Genomic DNA, 18835 nt, shown 5'->3' on the forward strand with positions numbered 1-18835 from the left:
CCTATACTGAGGACTACTATTACTGAAAAACGTCTAAGAAAAAGAGGTTACGAAAGTATGCTAGCGTACTACCTTAGTGTAAAGTTCTGATATAACGAACCGCCGTGTACGAGACCCGTACGCACGGTGGTGTGAGAGGCGCAGTCCGTTCCTAACTAGGGGCGGACCCGTCTACTCGATTGTAGCCAGTTTTTATTCTTCTTTGTTTTTTAAAATTTCTTCAACTTCTCGTTCAACTTTTTCCTGTTCCAATATTTTGAATTGCTTTTCTTTTAATTTCAAATTCTTTTCAGTTTCTCTGAATTTCCGCAATTCATAACTACTCATTCCTTTGGTTTTTCTATTGGAAGGAAAATCCGCAATTCTGACTAATTCATTTGAGTCAGGGTCAACATAAAACTCTTTAGAGATATGGATATTCCAATCATATGGTTCATTGGGATTAAGTAGTAAATATTTCTGTTCTCTTTTATCCCAAAGTCCGTCTTCCCGTTTTTCGATTAAATCGGCAACAAACCATTTCAAACAATCCTTATACTCGCTTAAGTTACTTGGTATTCTTTCCGAAACTTCTTTTTGTACATCATTCCAATTGGAACCATTTTTACCTCTCAAGAATCGAATGAGTAGTCCATAATTTATTTTACTATTAAAGAATTTAAAACTTTGTCCCATTCCCTCAAAAGTTGGCAATTCGTCCCAGTTCTTATTCTTTTTCGAGTTTCGGGTATCTGAGTAGTCACCATCATTCACATATCGTCTTTTACTTCCCGAAGTTTTAAGTCGTGAAATCAGCCACCTTTTGTTATGTCTTTTTCCTTTATTGCTCATTTCTCAAATTGGCTACAACGCAGGGCTATGTGAAGCCACGTTACGGGTTTTAAATTTACGCAACTTGTTGGGATAAATTTAAAATACGTGTTGAACGTGGCCAGGTTGCATATAGCCGTTGATATGTACAGTTTTCCTCGATGGCGCCTAAAGGTGATAGGTTTGATGGCCCCTCATCCTACGGATTATGCAAACTGGCATGGCCCTGCGATGATGTACAATTCCCAAGGGGCGGGAATTGGAGCCTTTGGCGACAATGTAGCGACTTGGGTTCACCTTTAGGTGAATTGTACATCATCGGTCTTGTATATGAAAAGTAGCGGATTTTACGCACTAACTTTTCGGATTATAACTGACTGTTAATTTATTCATTTTCTATTGATTAAGCGACTAAACCGCTATTTTTTATATACGTTGTTGTAAGCTGGCTTTTTTCAGTTCAGCTTGGTTTTCAGCGTTTGCGAGACATACTCTTTTGCAATTTTTGGTGTAGCGTTGGCTTGAGCTAATTGCAAATGTGTATGGCTTATGTGGTGGCTTCTTCCACAATGTTTATTTCTTCTTCTGTCAATCCGTACAATTCATAAACCATTTGGTCTATTTCTCTGTCCGTTTTATCTATTTCTGTTTTCAACTCCTCTGCTTTTTGTTTCTGCTCATTAAAATATTGCATCCATTCTGCTTCTTCGCTAATTGTAAGAGAAACTGAATTTTTATTTAATTCAGATATGAATTCTTTAAAGTCTAATTTATACCAAGCATTTATTTTTCTGTTATTTTCAATATTGTCAAATTTGGACTCTATTAAGTAAATTGAACCGCTTAATATTTTTTGAAAGTTCTGATTAAGTTCCAATAGGTTATCAACCATTGTATTAAATTTTTTCAATATCAATTCCTCTGAACTTAATTTAATAGGAAGTATTTCAAGAAATGTTTTTGAGATATTAACAGTTAAGTTCGAACGATTTGAGAATTTAATAGCGTAGTACCAATTAATTAATTTCGAGTTTATTAAGGCAAGAAAAAAGCTTAAATATTGTTCATATTCTTTTTTTGGGACTAAATTGTTTACTGAATTAAAAGTGTAATATTGATTTCTGTCAATAGTTCCTGTTAGTGGCATTAAACCACCACTAATTCTTTGTATTATTATTTTATTACTTAAATAGATTTCTTCTTTTCGTGCTCGATTTAAAAGTTCTCTATCGTATAATATATAATCATTGGTTTCTCGAATTCTATATCTGGTAAAAGATTTACCGTATAGTAAAGGTTTGTATTTATCGTTAAGTTTAGAGTTTGTTACATATTTGTTTTTATCGCCATCAATGCCTGGTGAAATGAATTTGAAAAAGTCACCAAGTTTACTTTCTACTTTTTCTATCTTTTCAATTATTTCAATATCCTCTTCATTTACAAGAACATTTAATACATATTGTTCGTTTTTTAAGAAAAATGATTGAGGAACTTGCGAGTATTCACAATTTTTTGAGAATAAATCAATCACGCTCTTGGTAATATTGATTTTACTATTTTTAGTAAAATGAGAGTGTGACATTATAACTGTAGAAACAGTTGCGTCTGAAAAAACTCCCTTGCCCAAATCTACTATTTCGTTAATAGTGGATTTTTCAAGAAGGTATTTTCTTATGGCTTCATAAGGCGTAGCTCGTAAAATATTGTTAGGAATGATAAAACTCTGATAACCGTTTTTATTGAGTATTTCTATTGACTTTATAATAAAGATGGCAAACAGATTTATTTTACCTTTTTGAATATTTAAACCTTTAGATGTTGTTGATATTGAGTTTTCAAGAACATAATCTAAAATATAATTTTTAGATTCTTCCATAAACTCTCCTGTTCTTGTGAAAACATATGGCGGATTTCCGATTACCACATCAAATCCACCTTTTGAGAATACTTCTGGAAACTCATTTTGCCAATTAAAAGCTTTGTCTCCTGCAACAGTTGGGTCGTCTATTAAACTGTTACCACACTTAATATTGTTGTTTAAAGACGTTAGTTTTCTACCTTTTTGTGCAGTTCTCAACCAAAGCGAAAGTTTAGCTATTTCAACGCTTTCTTCGTTGATGTCAACTCCATAAATGTTGTTCTCTAAAATGGCGTTTTCCACTTCGCTCAATACCATTGCATCTCCAAATAGTTTGGCTTGTAATTCATCAATATATTGGTGTTCCGCTATTAGAAATTCTAATGCTTGATTTAAAAAAGCACCACTTCCACAAGCTGGGTCACAAATCGTAATTTGCAATAACCATTTTCTGTAATCGTCTAACTTTTGAGATAGCTTTTTTAAGGTTGTTTTTTGACGTCCTTTACGTTCTTTTTCGTATTCGGCTTCTTGTATGTCAAGTTCGGTTTTCTTTTCCTCACAAAGTTTACCAACTGTGTTATCTACAATGTATTTGGTAATGTATTTTGGCGTATAAAAAACTCCGTCTTTTTTACGTTTGGTCTTGCTTTGTTCAGATGCAACGCCTTGAATTTCTGCTTGGATTTCGTCAATGTCGTTTAACGAATGTTCAAAGATGTGTCCGAGAATATTTACGCTTACTTCACTTTCAAAATCATAGTTACTTAAATTAAGCGTGTGTTTGTAAAGTAAGTCGTCATTGATTTTGATATTGTCTAAAATTTCGTCTGGTGCAAAAAGTCCACCATTATAGGCGAAAATATCGTGTTGCTGTCCTTTGTGTCCTGTGTTCATATAACCGAAATACTTTTTAAATCGGTCGTATAAAGGAAAATACTCGTCATATTTATCTCGCAAATCAGTCCATTGATTTACGATGGAACGAATTGAGTTTGGTGGCAATAACAATCTATCTTCCGCAAAAAAGATAAATAGAAAACGGTCGAGAAGTTTTTGTGTTTTCTTGAATAGCGTTAGTTTGTCGTATTCGGGATTTTCTTTTTGGATAGCATCAAAAATCTCGTTTCTAAAAGAAGCGTAATCTTTGTAAAGTTTTTTAGTGACATTCTCTTCTTGCGTTAAGGATTCATCCTTAATCTTTTTTGGAATGTCTTTTAAAAGATATTCTGATGAAAGACAAAGCCACAGAATGTCAAAACGTTCTTTTGTAAGTTGAAATAAATTAAATTCCTCAAAGTCAACTGCATTGTCAATGTAAAAACGCAACTTTTCAAAGTTGGAAGTAATAACATAATTACAACCTGGTTGGTTGTTTTTATATCCAAATGCTTGGGTTTCTACTTTGCTTAAATCGGTTGTGTTTGTTCCTTTCAGTTCAATTACTGCAAGTGCTTTTTCTCCTTTTAGAATTGCTCCATCTGTCTTTTTTGAGCCTTTTATATTTTTTAATTCCGTTGTCAGATTAAATTCAGGCGTTGGGTTTTTGACGTAGCCCAAAACATTTACGAAAAGGTCAATCAAGAATTCGCCTTGATATTGTTCCTCTTTGGAATTTCGTATGTTTTCTTGGATGGTTGGATTATGGAAATGGCTTGTAAATCGCTCGTAGGCTTCATTAACTTTTTCGGACTCCAATCCTTTTAAATATTTGTTTAGAACAGAGTTCTGAAATAAGCTCATATATATTTTATGTTTTTTCTCAAATTTAATGTTATTCCGAGCGTTGGCAAAAAAACAATGTGTGCGTTAGCACTCTTTGTTTTGTGCGGTTGGCTCTTTTTTCAGCTTGCTTACAACGGTCTCGTATAACCGTCAGTTACGGGTTAATATGCGTTAATTTTCGGTTTAGCACAGACTTTAGCAATTCCGAGTGGATTCGGACGTAGTCGAATCCGCCGTAATTGCGGTTATACTTTGTTGTACCCAGTTTTTTTTCTTTTCATAATTTCAAATATTCCCAATGTCAGCATCACAATTACTAAACCTTGTAAAAAGAATATTCCAATTCCATAAGACGCTGATTCCATTAGTCCTGTGTTCCAACTTTCAGTTCCGTAGTCTCGATGAAAACTTGTTATAATTATTACAAATCGTTCAAGATACATTCCGCTTTTCATTCCAAACGCTACTAAAAGAACGTACCAAAATTTCGATGCTAATTTTTCAATAAATAGAGTCAAGGGTAAAATTAAAGCACCTAAAAACATTAGCCAATATGCCCAAGCATAAGGTCCAGTTGCTCGATTAATAAAAGCGTATTCATTTGGGTTTTCCGCTGTTACCATTCCAATCAGATAAACAATGAATGTAATTAAAGTATATGCAATTATTGTCCAACGAATTAAATTCAGAGCTTTTTTCGTTTCAAATCGGTTTTTAAAAATCAGATTGACAAGCATTAATATCAGAATTATTGGAATCAGACAATAAATCAGATTCGCATCAACAATTTCAATAATCCTTTCGTATAATTCCATTTTTGTTTTCGTACGTAGCTCGTCAAATTGGGTACAACACATAAATATCTCTGTATTTATGCTATTTTTTTACAAGATACCATTTATTGCCAATCCACTATATACAAAGGGATAAATAATTTTTAGGGGTCAGGCATTTTATATATCAATTGCGTACTTTTGAAAGTGTTGATATATAAAATGCACGTATATGGAATGGTCTGAATATAAGTGGGAACCTACGGAACATAGGAACAAAAACGTCATCCTGATAAAATTCAAGTATGACGCAAAGCTCATTGAGGGGTTAAGGCAAAGGTTCCCCTCCGCCAAGTGGAGTGCCACAAAACGATCGTGGTACCTCCCAGACCTGCCATCCGTAAGGCGGGAAATTGGCATAAAGGAAAAAAATACTGTCAATCTCAAGGTACCATCGATCCACGTCGTAAACCAAAAGGCCTATGTGAACATGCACCGGCAATTAAAATTAAAGGCCTACAGCCCTAACACCATACGGGTGTACCTTGCTGAGTTTGCGCACTTACTCCATCTATTGGATGATTATCCCGTACAGGACCTATCGCCCAAAAGGCTCAAGGATTACTTTCTGTACTGCGTAAACGTGGAGAAAATGGCAGAGCGTAAGATGAACGGTAAAATCAATGCCATTAAGTTTTTCTTTGAGCAGGTACTCCACAGGCCAAAAATGTTCTTTGATATTCCTAGGCCAAAAAAACCAACTACCCTGCCAAAGCTCCTAAGTAGAACAGAGGTGAAAAAAATATTGCGCGTTACCATCAACTTAAAGCACAATATAGCACTACAACTTTGCTACGGTATGGGGTTACGGGTCTCAGAGGTGGTCAACCTCAAACTGGAGGATGTGGACAGTAAACGTATGATGGTGCGCGTTTCCGTCGCAAAGGGCAAAAAGGACCGCTATGTGCCCTTACCGGAATCTATCCTGCCAAAACTTAGGGAGTATTATATCACCTACAAGCCCAAATTATTTCTTTTTGAAGGACAGTACGGCGGCCCCTATGCAAAAAGTAGCCTGCAACAGGTATTTAAAAATGCGCTAAGGAAAGCGGGCATAAAAAAGACCATTGGCATACACGGCCTTAGGCATAGCTATGCCACACATCTATTGGAAAGTGGGGCGGACATGCGGTTTATCCAAGAATTGTTAGGTCACAATTCCATAAAGACCACCCAACTGTACACCAAAGTGACCCCAAGAAGTATCTCCAAGATAAAAAGTCCGTTGGATAGTCTATAGGTAATATATGCCAACTTAAACAATGTAGTTATTCGGTCACATATCCCTTTTTAAAGACCGATGGATTCTCGCCCGTTATCTTTTTAAAACTTCGGTTAAAATAGGAAAGACTTTCAAATCCGCACTCAAAACACGCTTCGCCCACATTCTTTCCCATGAGCAATAGGCGTTTGGCCTGACTGATACGGTACTGGTTTAAAAAGGAAACAAAGGTGCTGCCCGTGGTCTTTTTAAAATAACGACAAAAGGCTGGTTTGGTCAGCCCGCAGAGGTCGGCCATTTCATCCAAGGTTATTTTTTCCTGATAGCGCTCGTCAATATGTGCATATATCTTTCGCATACGCTTTTGTTCCTTGTTTTTTAGCTTGTTAACATAAGGTGTTTTATGTAACAGTTGAAACTCCTTGCTTTGGGAGAGGCGTTTTAGAATGTTCAATACGGATATAAAGAACTCAAAAGGTTCCAATTGATACAATTGCTTCAATAGCGCACCCACTTCTTCCTTGGTCTTACCATAAAAGGCAACCCCATATTTGGATAGATCCAAAAGGCGGTCCAATTGCTTCAGTTCCGGATAATCCCGTAATACATGATCCTTAAAACCGGGTTTTATATGCAGCACCTCCTTGCGGTACGATGTTGTGACACCATGGTCAAAATTCAAATGGGGAATGTTGGAGCCTATGAGCACAAGGTCGCTGCCCTCAAAATTGGATATATGATCGCCCACATGCCGTTTGGCATCGGCACCTTCTATATAGACCAGTTCCAGTTCCGGATGAAAATGCCAATAAAATAGGTGGCTCAGTTTAGGGTCGTGCAATAACCTGAACGGACTTTTAGAATCGGGCGAAATGGTTTCCAGTTGTACTTTCATCAAAATGAATTTCTATTCCGAATATAACTAAATTGACACTTAAATAGATGTGAACATATAAAAATGGTAATATAGTTCAAATATAGATTAATATTACGGTAGCCGTGAGCATTCTTTCATACTAGTTTTACCTAAAGATTCAGACAAACATAAATACGATACAACATGCAAGAATCCAAAGAAAAAGTAGCAATGGGGAATATGGCCCATCAGGATATTCCCGGCAATCCGTCCACCGCCACGAGCAGTAAGCAAAAGCTTAACGACCGGTCTAATGGAGAACCGCTTCGAGTGCTTTCCGAGTCCGATTGGGAGTTTTGGAAGCATAACGGATACATCGTCATCAAGAATGCCATAACAAAAGAACAGGCCAAAAAGACCGCCGGATTCCTTTGGGAATTTGATGAAAAGGATCCCAATGACAAAAGTACCTGGTATGCCCCGCCACGGGCCGAGATGAAAATGAAGGAACTTACCGGTACCGGTATGGTAGAAGTCTATAACCACCAATACCTTTGGGACAATCGTCAGACCCAAAGGGTCTACGATGCCTTTGTGGATGTTTGGGGAACGGAAAGACTATGGGTGACCATTGATCGTGCCAACCTAAATTTTCCGCAGCGCGAGGGCGAAAACAAAAAAGGGTTCATCCATTGGGATTACGACCCGGAAACCAAACCGCAAAATGTACAGGGTGTTTTGGCACTTGCCGATCAAACCGATGAAAATATGGGTGGCTTTCAGTGTATTCCTTGGTTGTACCGAAATTATGATACTTGGAAACTGACCCAACCCGAAGACCGAGATCGTTTTCAACCCGATATTTCCCATTTGGAGGATAAAATTGTGAAGGTGAAAATGGAAGCAGGTGACTTGCTGATTTTTAATAGTACCGAGCCGCACGGGATTCGGCCCAATAAATCAGGGGATAAAGTACGTATAGCCCAATATATTTCCATGATGCCTGCCGAAGAGGATAACGAAGCCTTGAAAAATTGGAGGATAAACTCTTGGAAAAACAGGGTGGCACCAGAGGGTTATGCATTTCCCGGGGATCCTAGAAACTGGGAACAAACGAGATACCAAACCGCCAAATTATCGCCGCTGGGAGAGAGATTATTGGGCCTAAAGCCTTGGTAAGTTGCTAAATCGTTAATAATCATGCGGTTTCTGGTCGCTTCGTGGAATTAATACTATTTTTGCGCCCTTAAATTAATGAGGCGTGCGCAAGTATTTGAATTTATTTGATTTTAAGCAAAAGGTAGATTATAAAACCGAAATCCTATCCGGGTTAACCGTGGCCTTGGCCTTGGTTCCAGAGGCTATTGCCTTTGCCTTGATTCCTGGATTTTCTCCCTTAACCGGTTTGTATGCCGCTTTTGTCCTGGCCTTGGTGACTTCAATTTTTGGAGGACGACCGGGAATGATTTCCGGGGCAACAGGGGCCGTTGCGGTAATTTTTGTAGGGTTGATCTTGGAGTTGAAACGGAACTTTCCTGGGATTGAACCTGAAACTATTTTGAATTATGTCTTTGCTACGGTTATCCTGGCCGGGGTGTTGCAGATAGGTGCCGGACTTTTAAGATTGGGAAAATTTATCCGATTGGTACCGCACCCGGTAATGTTCGGATTTGTCAATGGCTTGGCCATCATCATATTCATGGCCCAGTTCCCAAATTTTTATAATAAAGCTACAGGCAATTTACTGAGCGGAACTCCTATGTACATTATGTTGGGATTGACGCTTTTGACTATGCTGATAATTTGGGGCCTTCCCAAATTGACCAAGGCCGTTCCATCTTCCTTGGTTGCCATATTGGTAGTTTCAGCTATCGTATTAGGTTTTGGTATCGATACCATGCAAGTGGCCGATATCATGGCAGAAGGAGAGAGTATCAAAGGAGGATTTCCACCGCTTTCCATTCCCCAGTTGCCCTTTACGTTAGAGACATTCAAGATCATTATTCCCTATGCGGCCATCGTTGCGGGAGTCGGACTTATAGAAAGTTTGTTGACGTTGAATATTATTGATGAGATTACTGAGACCCGCGGTAGCGGAAATAAGGAATGTGTCGCCCAGGGAACGGCCAATATTTTGTCCGGTTTCCTTTCGGGTATGGGTGGATGTGCCATGATCGGTCAGAGTTTGATAAATACCTCGGCCGGGGCTAGGGCCCGATTGTCCGGAATTACGGCGGCCGTGATGTTGTTGGTCTTTATCATGTTCGGCTCCAGTTTGATCGAACGTTTGCCCATGGCGGCCTTGGTCGGGCTAATGTTTATGGTGGCCATTGGAACGTTTGAATGGGCCAGCTTTAAGACCTTTGGCAAGATGCCCAAATCCGATGTCGTGGTAATGGTCCTCGTTACCTTGATTACGGCAATCACCCACAATTTGGCCGTAGCCGTGCTATTAGGGGTAGTCATTTCTGCATTGGCCTATTCTTGGGAGAACGCCAAACGCATCCGTGCCAGAAAACATGTGGATGAAAATGGGGTAAAGCACTATGAAATTTATGGTCCCCTTTTCTTTGGTTCTACCACGCTTTTTGCCGAAAAGTTCGATGTGCCCAATGATCCTGATGAGGTCATTATCGATTTTAGGGAAAGTAGGGTGGCCGATATGTCCGGTATAGAGGCGCTGAACAAAATCACGGAACGGTATGCCAAGGTTGGAAAAAAAGTGCACTTAAGACATTTGAGCAGGGACTGCATCCGATTGCTAAAAAATGCCGACGAGATTATTGATGTGAATGTGATGGAAGACCCAACCTATAAAGTTGTTGTAGACAAGGTTTAGGTGTTCTATGCCATGTATTCGGCATATAGATAGCCAAGGAGGAAAAGTATTAGAATGACGCTCAGAACTGTCACCCAAAGGTTATGAATGTTATCTTTTTTCGCCTGTTTTCGTATCCTATCCTTTATTATCTGCTGTTGAAATGGGGTAAGTTCCTTAAACTTCAATTTGGTTGTACTAGTCAGGTCCTCATATTCCGCACGTATATCCCTAAAGGTGCGCCGCTTTTTCAATAGCGCCCTATTGGCCCTTATTACCTTTACCGCATCCAATGAAAACCCTCCGCCTCCCATAGTTGTGTTATTACTCTAAAAATAGGCATTTTTGTTACCATTGTAATTTCAATGTATCCAATACGTCTATTTAAGGGTTTGACGTGAATAAAATAGCAAGAAAGTGAAAATATCAAAATTTAAAATCAGTGATGTTCTTTTTGTTGTGTTCATTGTGTTGTTGCTAATACCCCAGACCAGAACCCCTATCATGGTTTTGGTCAACAAGGTAAAAGTGGAACTGTTTTCACCAGGTGCAGTATCAGCAAAGGAACAAATACAATTAGAGCCCTTTATCTATAAACTTGAAAACTTGGATGGGGAATCGGTCAAGGTCAAAGTGGGTGACGGGGATATCACCTTTATAAGTTATTGGGCCACTTGGTGCCCGCCGTGCATCGCAGAACTTCCCAGTATAGAAGCCTTGTATCAGGATTATGGGGACAAAATAAATTTTGTGATGATATCCAATGAAGACCCAAAAAAAATAAGGAAGTTCCTGGAAAAGAAAAATTTTGCCGTTCCAGCGGTCATTCCAAAAATGGAAGCCCCTGAAGAGCTCTATGAAAACACAATCCCCACGAATTATATTATAGATGCGGCCGGAAAAATCATCATCAAGCAAAAGGGAGCTTCGGACTGGAACAGTGAAAAAGTAAGACGGGTCTTGGATGCATTGATTGCAGAGCGAGACAGTACAATGCATAAAAAAGCCCTTTCCAAATAGTAGAAAGGGCATCAAAATTTTTATTCAATAAATTTTCTATAGCGTACGCAGATACTCTGCAACGGCTCTTGCATCTTCCTCTGAAAGGTTTTGATTAAGCATAATGGCATTATTATATTCCTTCAACAAGGCCTTGGCAATGGGGTCTTCCTTAAGCATTCCATCAGGATTTAATATCATGTTCATGACCCACTCCGGACTCCTTCTTTCATACACCCCTTTTAAGGCAGGTCCGATCATACGCTGTTCCGCCATATGGCAAGCTGTACAAATAGCTTGGAATTTTTCTTCCCCGGTGGCCGCCAAATCCGCATCAATTTCATCCCCAAACGTTACATTCTTGATTGGGCCTACACCTTTGTTGTCCATATCCACAGGAACACCGCCGGTGGTCTCCGTAGCCTTAACTTCCTCTTTCTTGGAACGGTTCATTTCAAACCCGTCCTTTTTTTCTTCTTTTTTTTCGCCACAGCTCATGACCATAGCGCCAAGGGCCAATACGGTGAGTAATTTTCGCATTTCTTTTATGATTTTAATCTTAATTAATTTTGGAAGGACTAAGATATGAAATTTTATTTGTTGGGGCTGATTTTTATAGGTCTCCCTATCCTTCAAAAGTCCTAAAAAATTCTAAGGACCGTAATTCCGTATAGGTAGTATTCCTAGGGCCATGAAAGCCAACATGCCCTCCATATTTTGGAATTTCCAGGTGGAGGTTTTTATTTTCTTCGGCTTCCTTTACAGGATAACAGGCTTCGCCTAGAAAGGAATCGTTTGCTGCATTTACGATGAGGCAGGGAACAGCAATGGAAGGTAAAAATTGAAGACAGCTGCTTTTGGCATAATAGTCCATGGCATTGGCAAACCCATGGGCCTTGCTGGTATAAATGTCGTCAAAGTCCTTTAAGGTCTTAACTTTTTTGATGTCTTGCTTTGCGATTTTATCGGGAAAAAATTCCTTTTTTATTTTTAGTTTTTCAATGAGGTTTCCCTTGAACCGATTTGCATACAGGATATTTTTAAACTGTAATAATTGGCCCAAGGAATCCGCCAGCTGGCATGGTACGGAAATGGCCGCTGCTGCAACGATTGCTGAGTGAATCAACTCATTTTCCCCTAAATATTTCAACAACAGGTTTCCGCCCAAACTAAATCCATAAAGATAGATTTGACTATGTCTATCCATCTCCAGCAAGTGATCGATAACATCCACTAGGTCTTCCGTAGCCCCGGAATGATAGGAACGATACATTGCATTGGGTACGCCGCTGCATCCCCTGAGATTTATGGCACATACATCAAAGGAATTAGTACTTAAAATTTTGGCCGCACCTTGAACATAGGCGCGTTGTGCGTCCCCTTCAAGTCCGTGAATGATGATACATACCTTTTTTGAAGGTTTGGTGGCGTAACTCCAATCCAAATCCAAAAAATCACCATCTGAAAGTCGGATTCTTTCCCTAACCTGGTGCAGACCCTCTACTTTCCGGATCAATCCGTTATAAATGGTCGAAAAATGACCGTGCCTGAACAGTAAGGGAGGATTGTAATTGGAAGTAATGAGGGGCATATTGATTACTTCGGATAGATTTCAAGCACTTTGATCTGTTCCTCGATGGCCTTTTTGAATTCTAATTTAAGGTTGGCAACCAGGTTTGAAACGGGAAGTGTATCCTCAATGGTTGCTACTCCTTGCCCGGCGGACCAAATGGTTTTCCAGGCCTTGGCCTCGGTATCCAATTCCTTTCCAAAATCTATTTTTGTATCTTTTTTTAAATCCTCATCGGTTATTCCCGCAGCCTTTAAGCTTGCTCCTAAAAAGTTGGCATGCACCCCAGATATGGCCGCTGTATAGACCACATCGCTTGCCCCGGCCTTAATTATCATTTCTCGGTATTCGGGAGTGGCTTTGCTCTCTTCGGTATTGATGAACCGTGTACCCATGTAGGCCAAATCAGCGCCCATTTGCAAAGCGGAGGCAATGTCCCTTCCTGTACTTATGCAACCCGATAGAAGGATGGTTTTGGTATAAAACTTTTTTATTTCCGAGACCAGGGTCATTGGATTTATGGTTCCTGCGTGGCCTCCTGCTCCAGCAGCCACCAATATCAGGCCATCCACCCCGGCCTCTGCAGCTTTTTCGGCATGTCTTTTTTTAATGACATCGTGGAAAACCAACCCGCCATAACTGTGAATGGCGTCCACTACTTGGGAAACCGCCCCCAATGAGGTAATGATCAAGGGCACTTGGTGTTTGATGCACAATTTCAAATCGGCCTCCAACCTGGGATTGGTTTGATGTACGATAAGGTTGACCCCAAAAGGTGCTGCTTTTTTTCCCGTTTCCGCTTCATATTCCTTCAGAGCTGTTTTAATTTCGACCAGCCACTCCTCAAAGCCCTCGCTGGTACGTTGGTTCAATGCGGGAAATGTACCTACGATGCCATTTTTGCAACATGCTATCACCAGTTTTGGCCCCGAAATAAGGAACATGGGTGCGGCGATAACCGGTAAGGAGAGTTTTTCTATAAATGGAGCTTTTGTTCTCATGATATTTTTTGTTGATTTGAAAATTTAATTAAAAAAACGGCACGGTTCTTTATCGTTTACCCAAAACTATGGTATTTTTATGAAGTATTATGCGCGCATAGCAAAAAATGGATGGGAATGTACTTAAAAGATTTTGAAATTAGATGGAGCGATGTGGATGCCAATAGACATTTGGCAAACTCGGCCTACCTAAATTATATGAGCCATACCCGTATGGCCTTTTTAATGGAAATTGGCTTTGACCAAAGGACCTTGGCCGTGCATGAAATTGGCCCAGTAGTCTTTTATGAGCATATCTATTATTTCAAGGAAGCCTTTCCTGGGAAGCCTATCAAAGTTTCCATGGAAATTATGGGGATGAGCGAGGATGCCAAATTTTTTGAATTTCATCATAATTTTTATAACCATAAAGGGGAGAATTTTGCCCATTGTGAAATGATGGGCGCTTGGATGGATCTAAAAACCCGTACGCTTACCGGACTTTCGGACCAATTTTTAAATACCTTCAAAAGTGTGGAAAAGGGAGAAGGATTTAAGGTATTGACAAAGGAAGATACCCGTAAATTTTCGAAAGTGCCCAAAAACCTGTAGTTTTAAAAGTAAGAATTTAGCAACATTCTTCCCCCGGGATTGGAGTTTGTTCTTGTAAGATTTAATTTATTAAATTTATCTTATGATAGATCAAGCAGAGGAGTGTTCCGAAACGGTTTATTCAAAATTCCGCAAACTAGTTATTACCAAAGCGATACTACCCGGCACACCTATTAGTCAGACCAAACTTTCCCAACTCCTTGATACCAATGTAGATTGTTTGAACTTGGCCGTGAAAAAACTCCGTATGGAGACTTTGGTAACCTTAAATTCCAATAAGGAAATCATGGTAAGGGAAGTAGGGACCAAGGAAATCATCGATATTTTGGATTGTAGGATTGCCTTGGAAACAAAAGCTATAGATCTTTTTACTAAAAGTGCTCCCCAGGCAAGAATAGACGATTTAAGAAACTTGATGGTGCCTTTTGAAAAGGGTCCGCAAAATGCGTACGTCTTTCAGAAAATTTACCGCATTTTCCATGAACTTATTGTCCATAACTGCGGTAACGACCTGTTGATAAAGCTATTCATGCAATCTAAATTTTGGCCTTCTTTAGAGCTTTTGGGGTTTACTAGGCCCCTAATTGAAATATTACAGGAGCATTTGGACATTGTTTCGGCGATTCACAACAGGGATGCCAATAAAGCGGCGGACCTTATGCAACAGCACTTGGAGCAATGTAAATTCTCCATATTATAGGTGGATTTTTTAATCCAAGAACTTTGCCCTAACTGGTTTTCTATTTGCCAGGTACACCCCTGCCAGTACTAGGAATGCGGCCACTATTTTTATAATACTCAAGCTATCCTTTCCCGTTCCCAAGGCGAAAAGAATTCCAATAAGGGGTTGAAGATATGTAAAAGCACTTACTGAGGAAGCTTTTAACTGGGTTAAGGCGAAAACGTTGAACAAATAGGTGAGAAACGTAGTGCCTATGATTACAAAGGCAATGGAGGCGTATGCTTGTGGGGGTATCATAGACCATTGTATGGCCTGCACCTCACTCAAGGTTATAGGCAAATTTATTATGACGCCAATGGTGAAAAGCCATTTCATCAAGGTAAGTGGATGGTATTTTTCAATTAGTTTTTTAACAAGAATGAGGTATGTACCGTAGGCAGTGGCATTTACAATTAAAAGGATATTTCCCAATGGAATATTGGGAGCATCCATACGTACCTCCGCTCCCATCAAAATCAATAGTAGGGCTCCCACAAAACCCATAAGAATCCCCATGGCTTTTTGCCATGTTATTTTCTCTTTGATCAATAGGGCGGACAGTATTACTACGATAATGGGCGTAACGGTTACCAAAACGGAACTATTGATGGGTGTTGACAACTGAAGGCCCTTGAAAAAGGCCAGCATATTGATGACCATACCAAAAAACGAACAGACAAAAAGTCGGCCCCAATCCCGTTTTGCTATTTTTTGCTTTGGTCCAAACAAGGAGAAAATCCAGAATAGTACTGCAGCACCGGTTACCCTGAGCATTATGAAACCAAAAGGTTGCACATAATGTGGCATAACGCCTTTGGCAATGGTATGGTTGAGGGCGTATATAGTCGTGGCTCCTAGGGCGGCCAGTATGGCAAGGGTCCTTCTATTCACGAATGAATGGCGTCTTTGGCCGTTTCTATGGTCTTTTTACTGTTGCCAATGAAAATTTCATTGTCCACCACGATAACAGGTCTTTTTAGAAAAGTATAATGGTCAAGAATCAGGTTCTTATAATCCGTTTCCCCAAGCTCTTTTTCATGTAATCCCCTTTGCCTAAAGAGCATGGCCCTCTTACTGAACAGTGCTTCGTAACTATGGGATAGGGAATACATTTCTTCCAATTGATCTTTGGTAATAGGTTCGGACTTTATGTCCTGAAGTACAAACCCGTCCAAGGGTTCAAGATCCTTTAGAATTCTTTGGCAGGTATTACATGTGCTCAGGTGGTATACTTTTTTGCTCATGACATATCAAATTGTGGTACAAAGAAACCCAAATCTATTTAATTGTACTATTTTTAGGTATCATTAAAATAGCATCGATTTGAATAGTCAGTTAGCCCTTACCTTGCAAAACAGGAGACATTTGCACCAAGTATTGACCCAAACCCCCAAAAAGGATTTGTTGAAAATACCCGATGGTTTTAGAAATAATATCTGGTGGAATATTGCCCATGTAGTGGTTACCCAACAAATATTGGTGTATAAGTTCAGTGCACTTCAGATGAGGGTTCCAGAAGAACTGGTTGAAAAATTCATGAAAGGTACCACTCCAGATGGGACTGCCACGGACGAGGAAATTAAGATGGTCGCAGATTTTTTGATTTCCTCCATTGAATGGACCAAACAGGATTTGGAGGAAGGACTCTTTAAGGAGTATAAGCCCTATACGACTAGTGCCGGTTTTCATTTGGAAACTCTTGGGGATGCCATCAATTTTAATCTTTTTCACGAAGGGTTGCATATGGCAACCATCATGACCCAAAAAAGACTCTTGAAGTAAGATTCCTAAAAAGTTTGTGGTATAAGGTATTGTTGGATCTCCTCAAAGGGCAAGTTCAAAATTATGGGGCCATCCGCATAGGACGCTACTTCATATTGTTCGTAGAATAACTGTAGTCCTTCGTTGGTAAAACCTATATTCTCGGGGAGGTAAAATACATCGTCCTCGAACATGAATCCCGTACTGTTAATGGCTTGGGACGTAGGAATATTTTCTTGTTCCCTAAATTTCGCTTCGGCAAAACCTTGAAAATCCACTATATCCTTAAACAGTTCTTCATTGCCAAGTTCGGCGGCTTTTGTTTTATCAAAGTTCAAAAAGCGGGTACTGCCATATCCATGGGCACCGCCCGTAAAGAGATAATAGTCCAGTCGAATGGTCAATATCCTGTCATTTTCATAGGTTACCGCTCCGTTTATCGAGGCTTCCCATAGGGTGGATTCCTCCGGAAATTTCTCTCTTAATTTGGTATATTCGTTCTGGAACGATTGTATGGCGGAATCGATGGAGTTGGCATTCACTTCATCGTCATACTTTAGGATGAATATAACCTCTTCCCTCAAAGTATTATTGATTACCTCGTCCAACTTCTTGTTTCCCATGGCCTTGGGTACGGAAATTGTAACCGTCGCACAATTGCTACAGAGCTCGTTGTCAAAAACTGAAGTCTCAAAGATCAGATTCTTATCTTCTCTGCATCCAATAAAAATAAGTGTTAATAGAAGAATTGAAAATGTATATTTCATGGTTTTTTGTCAAGATTGGACAAATGTAAGGCTTCGTTGTAATCCCCAAAAGATAACGATACATTTGTAGGAATAATTATAAGAATGGCTGCCAATAAAATGAGATTTAACAGTAAGGTAATTCATGGAGGTCAAGAACCCGATAAGGCCTATGGTGCTGTGATGCCCCCTATTTATCAAACAACGACGTTTGCCCAAAGTTCGCCCGGCAATCACAAAGGATATGAATATTCCAGAAGCGCCAACCCCACTAGGACGGCACTGGAGAACGCTTTGGCCAGTATTGAAAACGGAAATTTTGGCCTAGCCTTTGCCAGTGGACTGGCCGCAATAGACGCGGTGTTAAAATTATTAAATCCTGGGGATGAGGTAATTTCAACAAGTGACCTTTATGGAGGTAGCTATAGATTGTTCAAAAGGGTTTTTGAAAACTATGGTATCGTTTTTCACTTTGTAGGAACGGAGCATGTTTCCAATATCAAGGACCGCATCACTGAAAGGACAAGATTGATTTGGTTGGAAACACCAACCAACCCCATGATGAACATTGTGGACATTGAGGCAGTTTCCCAATTGGCAGAACGAAACGAGCTTATTTTGGCGGTGGACAACACCTTTGCCACGCCGTATTTACAAAAGCCTTTGGACCTTGGCGCCCATATTGTCATGCATTCCGCCACTAAGTATCTGGGAGGGCACAGCGATGTGATTTTAGGGGCTTTGGTGGTAAAGGACAAAGAATTGGCCAAAAGACTATATTTTATTCAAAATGCCAGCGGTGCCGTAAGCGGTCCCATGGATAGTTTTCTCGTGCTACGGGGAATCAAGACTTTACACGTGCGTATGCAGAGGCATTGTGAGAACGGGAAAGCCATTGCAAATTTTCTACGAAAGCACCCCAAGGTGGAAAAAGTCTATTGGCCAGGGTTTGAGGACCATCCCAATCATGAAATTGCAGGGAAGCAGATGACCCAATTTGGAGGAATGATTTCCTTTGTGCCCAAGGGGAACCAATATAGCGATGCCATTAAAATTGTGGAGCGCTTAAAACTGTTTACGTTAGCGGAATCGCTGGGCGGTGTTGAAAGTCTTGCCGGACACCCTGCGAGCATGACCCATGCCAGTATCCCAAGAGAAGAGCGGGAAAAGATCGGTATTGTAGATGCATTGATACGTTTGAGTGTGGGAATTGAAGATGTTGACGACCTTATTGAGGATTTATCGCAAGCCATGGAATAATGGCTCATTTAATGTAGTGTTTAACAGGAAACCCTATTTATTTTTCAGGGATATCAAATGTTTG

Annotated in this window: 20 protein-coding genes; 9 read left to right on the forward strand and 11 right to left on the reverse strand. The window is 39.8% G+C overall.

Annotated features, from left to right (window positions below; genetic code table 11):
- Positions 1 to 192 precede the first annotated feature (192 nt).
- Positions 193 to 831 carry a hypothetical protein gene (locus BFP75_RS05960; RefSeq protein ID WP_099544258.1) on the reverse strand — a complete coding sequence of 213 codons (639 nt, stop codon included), beginning with the start codon at positions 829 to 831 and terminating at the stop codon, positions 193 to 195.
- Between the two features lie 123 nt (positions 832 to 954).
- Here BFP75_RS05960 and BFP75_RS21755 point away from each other — a divergent pair, with 123 nt between their 5' ends.
- Entirely contained in the window at positions 955 to 1113 is a 159-nt protein-coding gene (locus BFP75_RS21755; RefSeq protein ID WP_165776518.1) for a hypothetical protein, read from the forward strand.
- A 244-nt stretch (positions 1114 to 1357) separates the two neighbouring features.
- Here BFP75_RS21755 and BFP75_RS05970 read toward each other — a convergent pair whose 3' ends face one another.
- Positions 1358 to 4411 (reverse strand): Eco57I restriction-modification methylase domain-containing protein, encoded by a 3054-nt coding sequence (locus tag BFP75_RS05970; protein ID WP_099544260.1) that lies wholly within the window; start codon positions 4409 to 4411, stop codon positions 1358 to 1360.
- A gap of 227 nt (positions 4412 to 4638) precedes the next feature.
- Positions 4639 to 5208 carry a polysulfide reductase NrfD gene (locus BFP75_RS05975; protein ID WP_099544262.1) on the reverse strand — a complete coding sequence of 190 codons (570 nt, stop codon included), beginning with the start codon at positions 5206 to 5208 and terminating at the stop codon, positions 4639 to 4641.
- A 190-nt stretch (positions 5209 to 5398) separates the two neighbouring features.
- Between BFP75_RS05975 and BFP75_RS05980 the strand changes: the two genes are divergently transcribed.
- The gene (locus BFP75_RS05980) at positions 5399 to 6466 is read left to right on the forward strand and encodes a tyrosine-type recombinase/integrase (protein WP_099544264.1); all 1068 of its coding nucleotides are present in this window, start codon (positions 5399 to 5401) and stop codon (positions 6464 to 6466) included.
- Between the two features lie 28 nt (positions 6467 to 6494).
- Here the strand turns inward: BFP75_RS05980 and BFP75_RS05985 are convergent, their stop codons facing one another.
- Complete coding sequence (locus tag BFP75_RS05985) at positions 6495 to 7343, reverse strand: helix-turn-helix transcriptional regulator (protein WP_099544266.1); 849 nt, start codon at positions 7341 to 7343, stop codon at positions 6495 to 6497.
- 165 nt (positions 7344 to 7508) lie between these two features.
- Between BFP75_RS05985 and BFP75_RS05990 the strand changes: the two genes are divergently transcribed.
- Together BFP75_RS05990 and BFP75_RS05995 are read left to right on the forward strand one after the other, a co-directional pair.
- On the forward strand, positions 7509 to 8483 hold the full coding sequence (locus BFP75_RS05990; protein WP_099544268.1) for a phytanoyl-CoA dioxygenase family protein: 975 nt from the start codon (positions 7509 to 7511) through the stop codon (positions 8481 to 8483).
- 82 nt (positions 8484 to 8565) lie between these two features.
- The gene (locus tag BFP75_RS05995) at positions 8566 to 10143 is read left to right on the forward strand and encodes a SulP family inorganic anion transporter (RefSeq protein ID WP_099544269.1); all 1578 of its coding nucleotides are present in this window, start codon (positions 8566 to 8568) and stop codon (positions 10141 to 10143) included.
- A 5-nt stretch (positions 10144 to 10148) separates the two neighbouring features.
- Here the strand turns inward: BFP75_RS05995 and BFP75_RS06000 are convergent, their stop codons facing one another.
- Entirely contained in the window at positions 10149 to 10436 is a 288-nt protein-coding gene (locus tag BFP75_RS06000) for a hypothetical protein (RefSeq protein WP_099544271.1), read from the reverse strand.
- 103 nt (positions 10437 to 10539) lie between these two features.
- Between BFP75_RS06000 and BFP75_RS06005 the strand changes: the two genes are divergently transcribed.
- Positions 10540 to 11142 carry a TlpA family protein disulfide reductase gene (locus tag BFP75_RS06005; protein ID WP_099544273.1) on the forward strand — a complete coding sequence of 201 codons (603 nt, stop codon included), beginning with the start codon at positions 10540 to 10542 and terminating at the stop codon, positions 11140 to 11142.
- Between the two features lie 36 nt (positions 11143 to 11178).
- Here the strand turns inward: BFP75_RS06005 and BFP75_RS06010 are convergent, their stop codons facing one another.
- The 3 genes from BFP75_RS06010 to BFP75_RS06020 all read right to left on the reverse strand — a co-directional run bounded on the left by BFP75_RS06010 (position 11179) and on the right by BFP75_RS06020 (position 13692).
- Entirely contained in the window at positions 11179 to 11661 is a 483-nt protein-coding gene (locus BFP75_RS06010; RefSeq protein ID WP_099544326.1) for a c-type cytochrome, read from the reverse strand.
- A gap of 85 nt (positions 11662 to 11746) precedes the next feature.
- A complete protein-coding gene (locus BFP75_RS06015; RefSeq protein ID WP_099544275.1) occupies positions 11747 to 12712 on the reverse strand; it encodes a YheT family hydrolase in 966 nt (321 codons plus the stop codon).
- Positions 12713 to 12717: 5 nt separating this feature from the next.
- On the reverse strand, positions 12718 to 13692 hold the full coding sequence (locus BFP75_RS06020; RefSeq protein ID WP_099544277.1) for an NAD(P)H-dependent flavin oxidoreductase: 975 nt from the start codon (positions 13690 to 13692) through the stop codon (positions 12718 to 12720).
- Positions 13693 to 13809: 117 nt separating this feature from the next.
- On the opposite strand from BFP75_RS06020, the gene BFP75_RS06025 reads away from it, so the two are divergent.
- Together BFP75_RS06025 and BFP75_RS06030 are read left to right on the forward strand one after the other, a co-directional pair.
- On the forward strand, positions 13810 to 14283 hold the full coding sequence (locus tag BFP75_RS06025; RefSeq protein ID WP_099544328.1) for an acyl-CoA thioesterase: 474 nt from the start codon (positions 13810 to 13812) through the stop codon (positions 14281 to 14283).
- 82 nt (positions 14284 to 14365) lie between these two features.
- Positions 14366 to 14983, forward strand: coding sequence for a GntR family transcriptional regulator (locus BFP75_RS06030; protein ID WP_099544279.1), 618 nt, complete (start codon positions 14366 to 14368; stop codon positions 14981 to 14983).
- 9 nt (positions 14984 to 14992) lie between these two features.
- Here BFP75_RS06030 and BFP75_RS06035 read toward each other — a convergent pair whose 3' ends face one another.
- Both BFP75_RS06035 and BFP75_RS06040 read right to left on the reverse strand, forming a co-directional pair.
- Positions 14993 to 15895 carry a DMT family transporter gene (locus tag BFP75_RS06035; RefSeq protein WP_099544281.1) on the reverse strand — a complete coding sequence of 301 codons (903 nt, stop codon included), beginning with the start codon at positions 15893 to 15895 and terminating at the stop codon, positions 14993 to 14995.
- A complete protein-coding gene (locus BFP75_RS06040) occupies positions 15892 to 16248 on the reverse strand; it encodes an arsenate reductase family protein (protein WP_099544283.1) in 357 nt (118 codons plus the stop codon). Before BFP75_RS06040 ends, BFP75_RS06035 begins: the two co-directional genes overlap by 4 nt.
- A 79-nt stretch (positions 16249 to 16327) precedes the next feature.
- Between BFP75_RS06040 and BFP75_RS06045 the strand changes: the two genes are divergently transcribed.
- A complete protein-coding gene (locus tag BFP75_RS06045) occupies positions 16328 to 16786 on the forward strand; it encodes a DinB family protein (RefSeq protein ID WP_099544285.1) in 459 nt (152 codons plus the stop codon).
- 5 nt (positions 16787 to 16791) lie between these two features.
- Here BFP75_RS06045 and BFP75_RS06050 read toward each other — a convergent pair whose 3' ends face one another.
- Positions 16792 to 17532, reverse strand: a complete 741-nt coding sequence (locus BFP75_RS06050) for a DUF3298 and DUF4163 domain-containing protein (protein WP_099544286.1) — start codon at positions 17530 to 17532, stop codon at positions 16792 to 16794.
- A 99-nt stretch (positions 17533 to 17631) separates the two neighbouring features.
- Between BFP75_RS06050 and BFP75_RS06055 the strand changes: the two genes are divergently transcribed.
- Complete coding sequence (locus tag BFP75_RS06055; protein ID WP_099544330.1) at positions 17632 to 18771, forward strand: cystathionine gamma-synthase; 1140 nt, start codon at positions 17632 to 17634, stop codon at positions 18769 to 18771.
- Positions 18772 to 18835: the final 64 nt, after the last annotated feature.

Source organism: Maribacter sp. 4G9 (assembly GCF_002742265.1).
Classification (GTDB): domain Bacteria; phylum Bacteroidota; class Bacteroidia; order Flavobacteriales; family Flavobacteriaceae; genus Maribacter.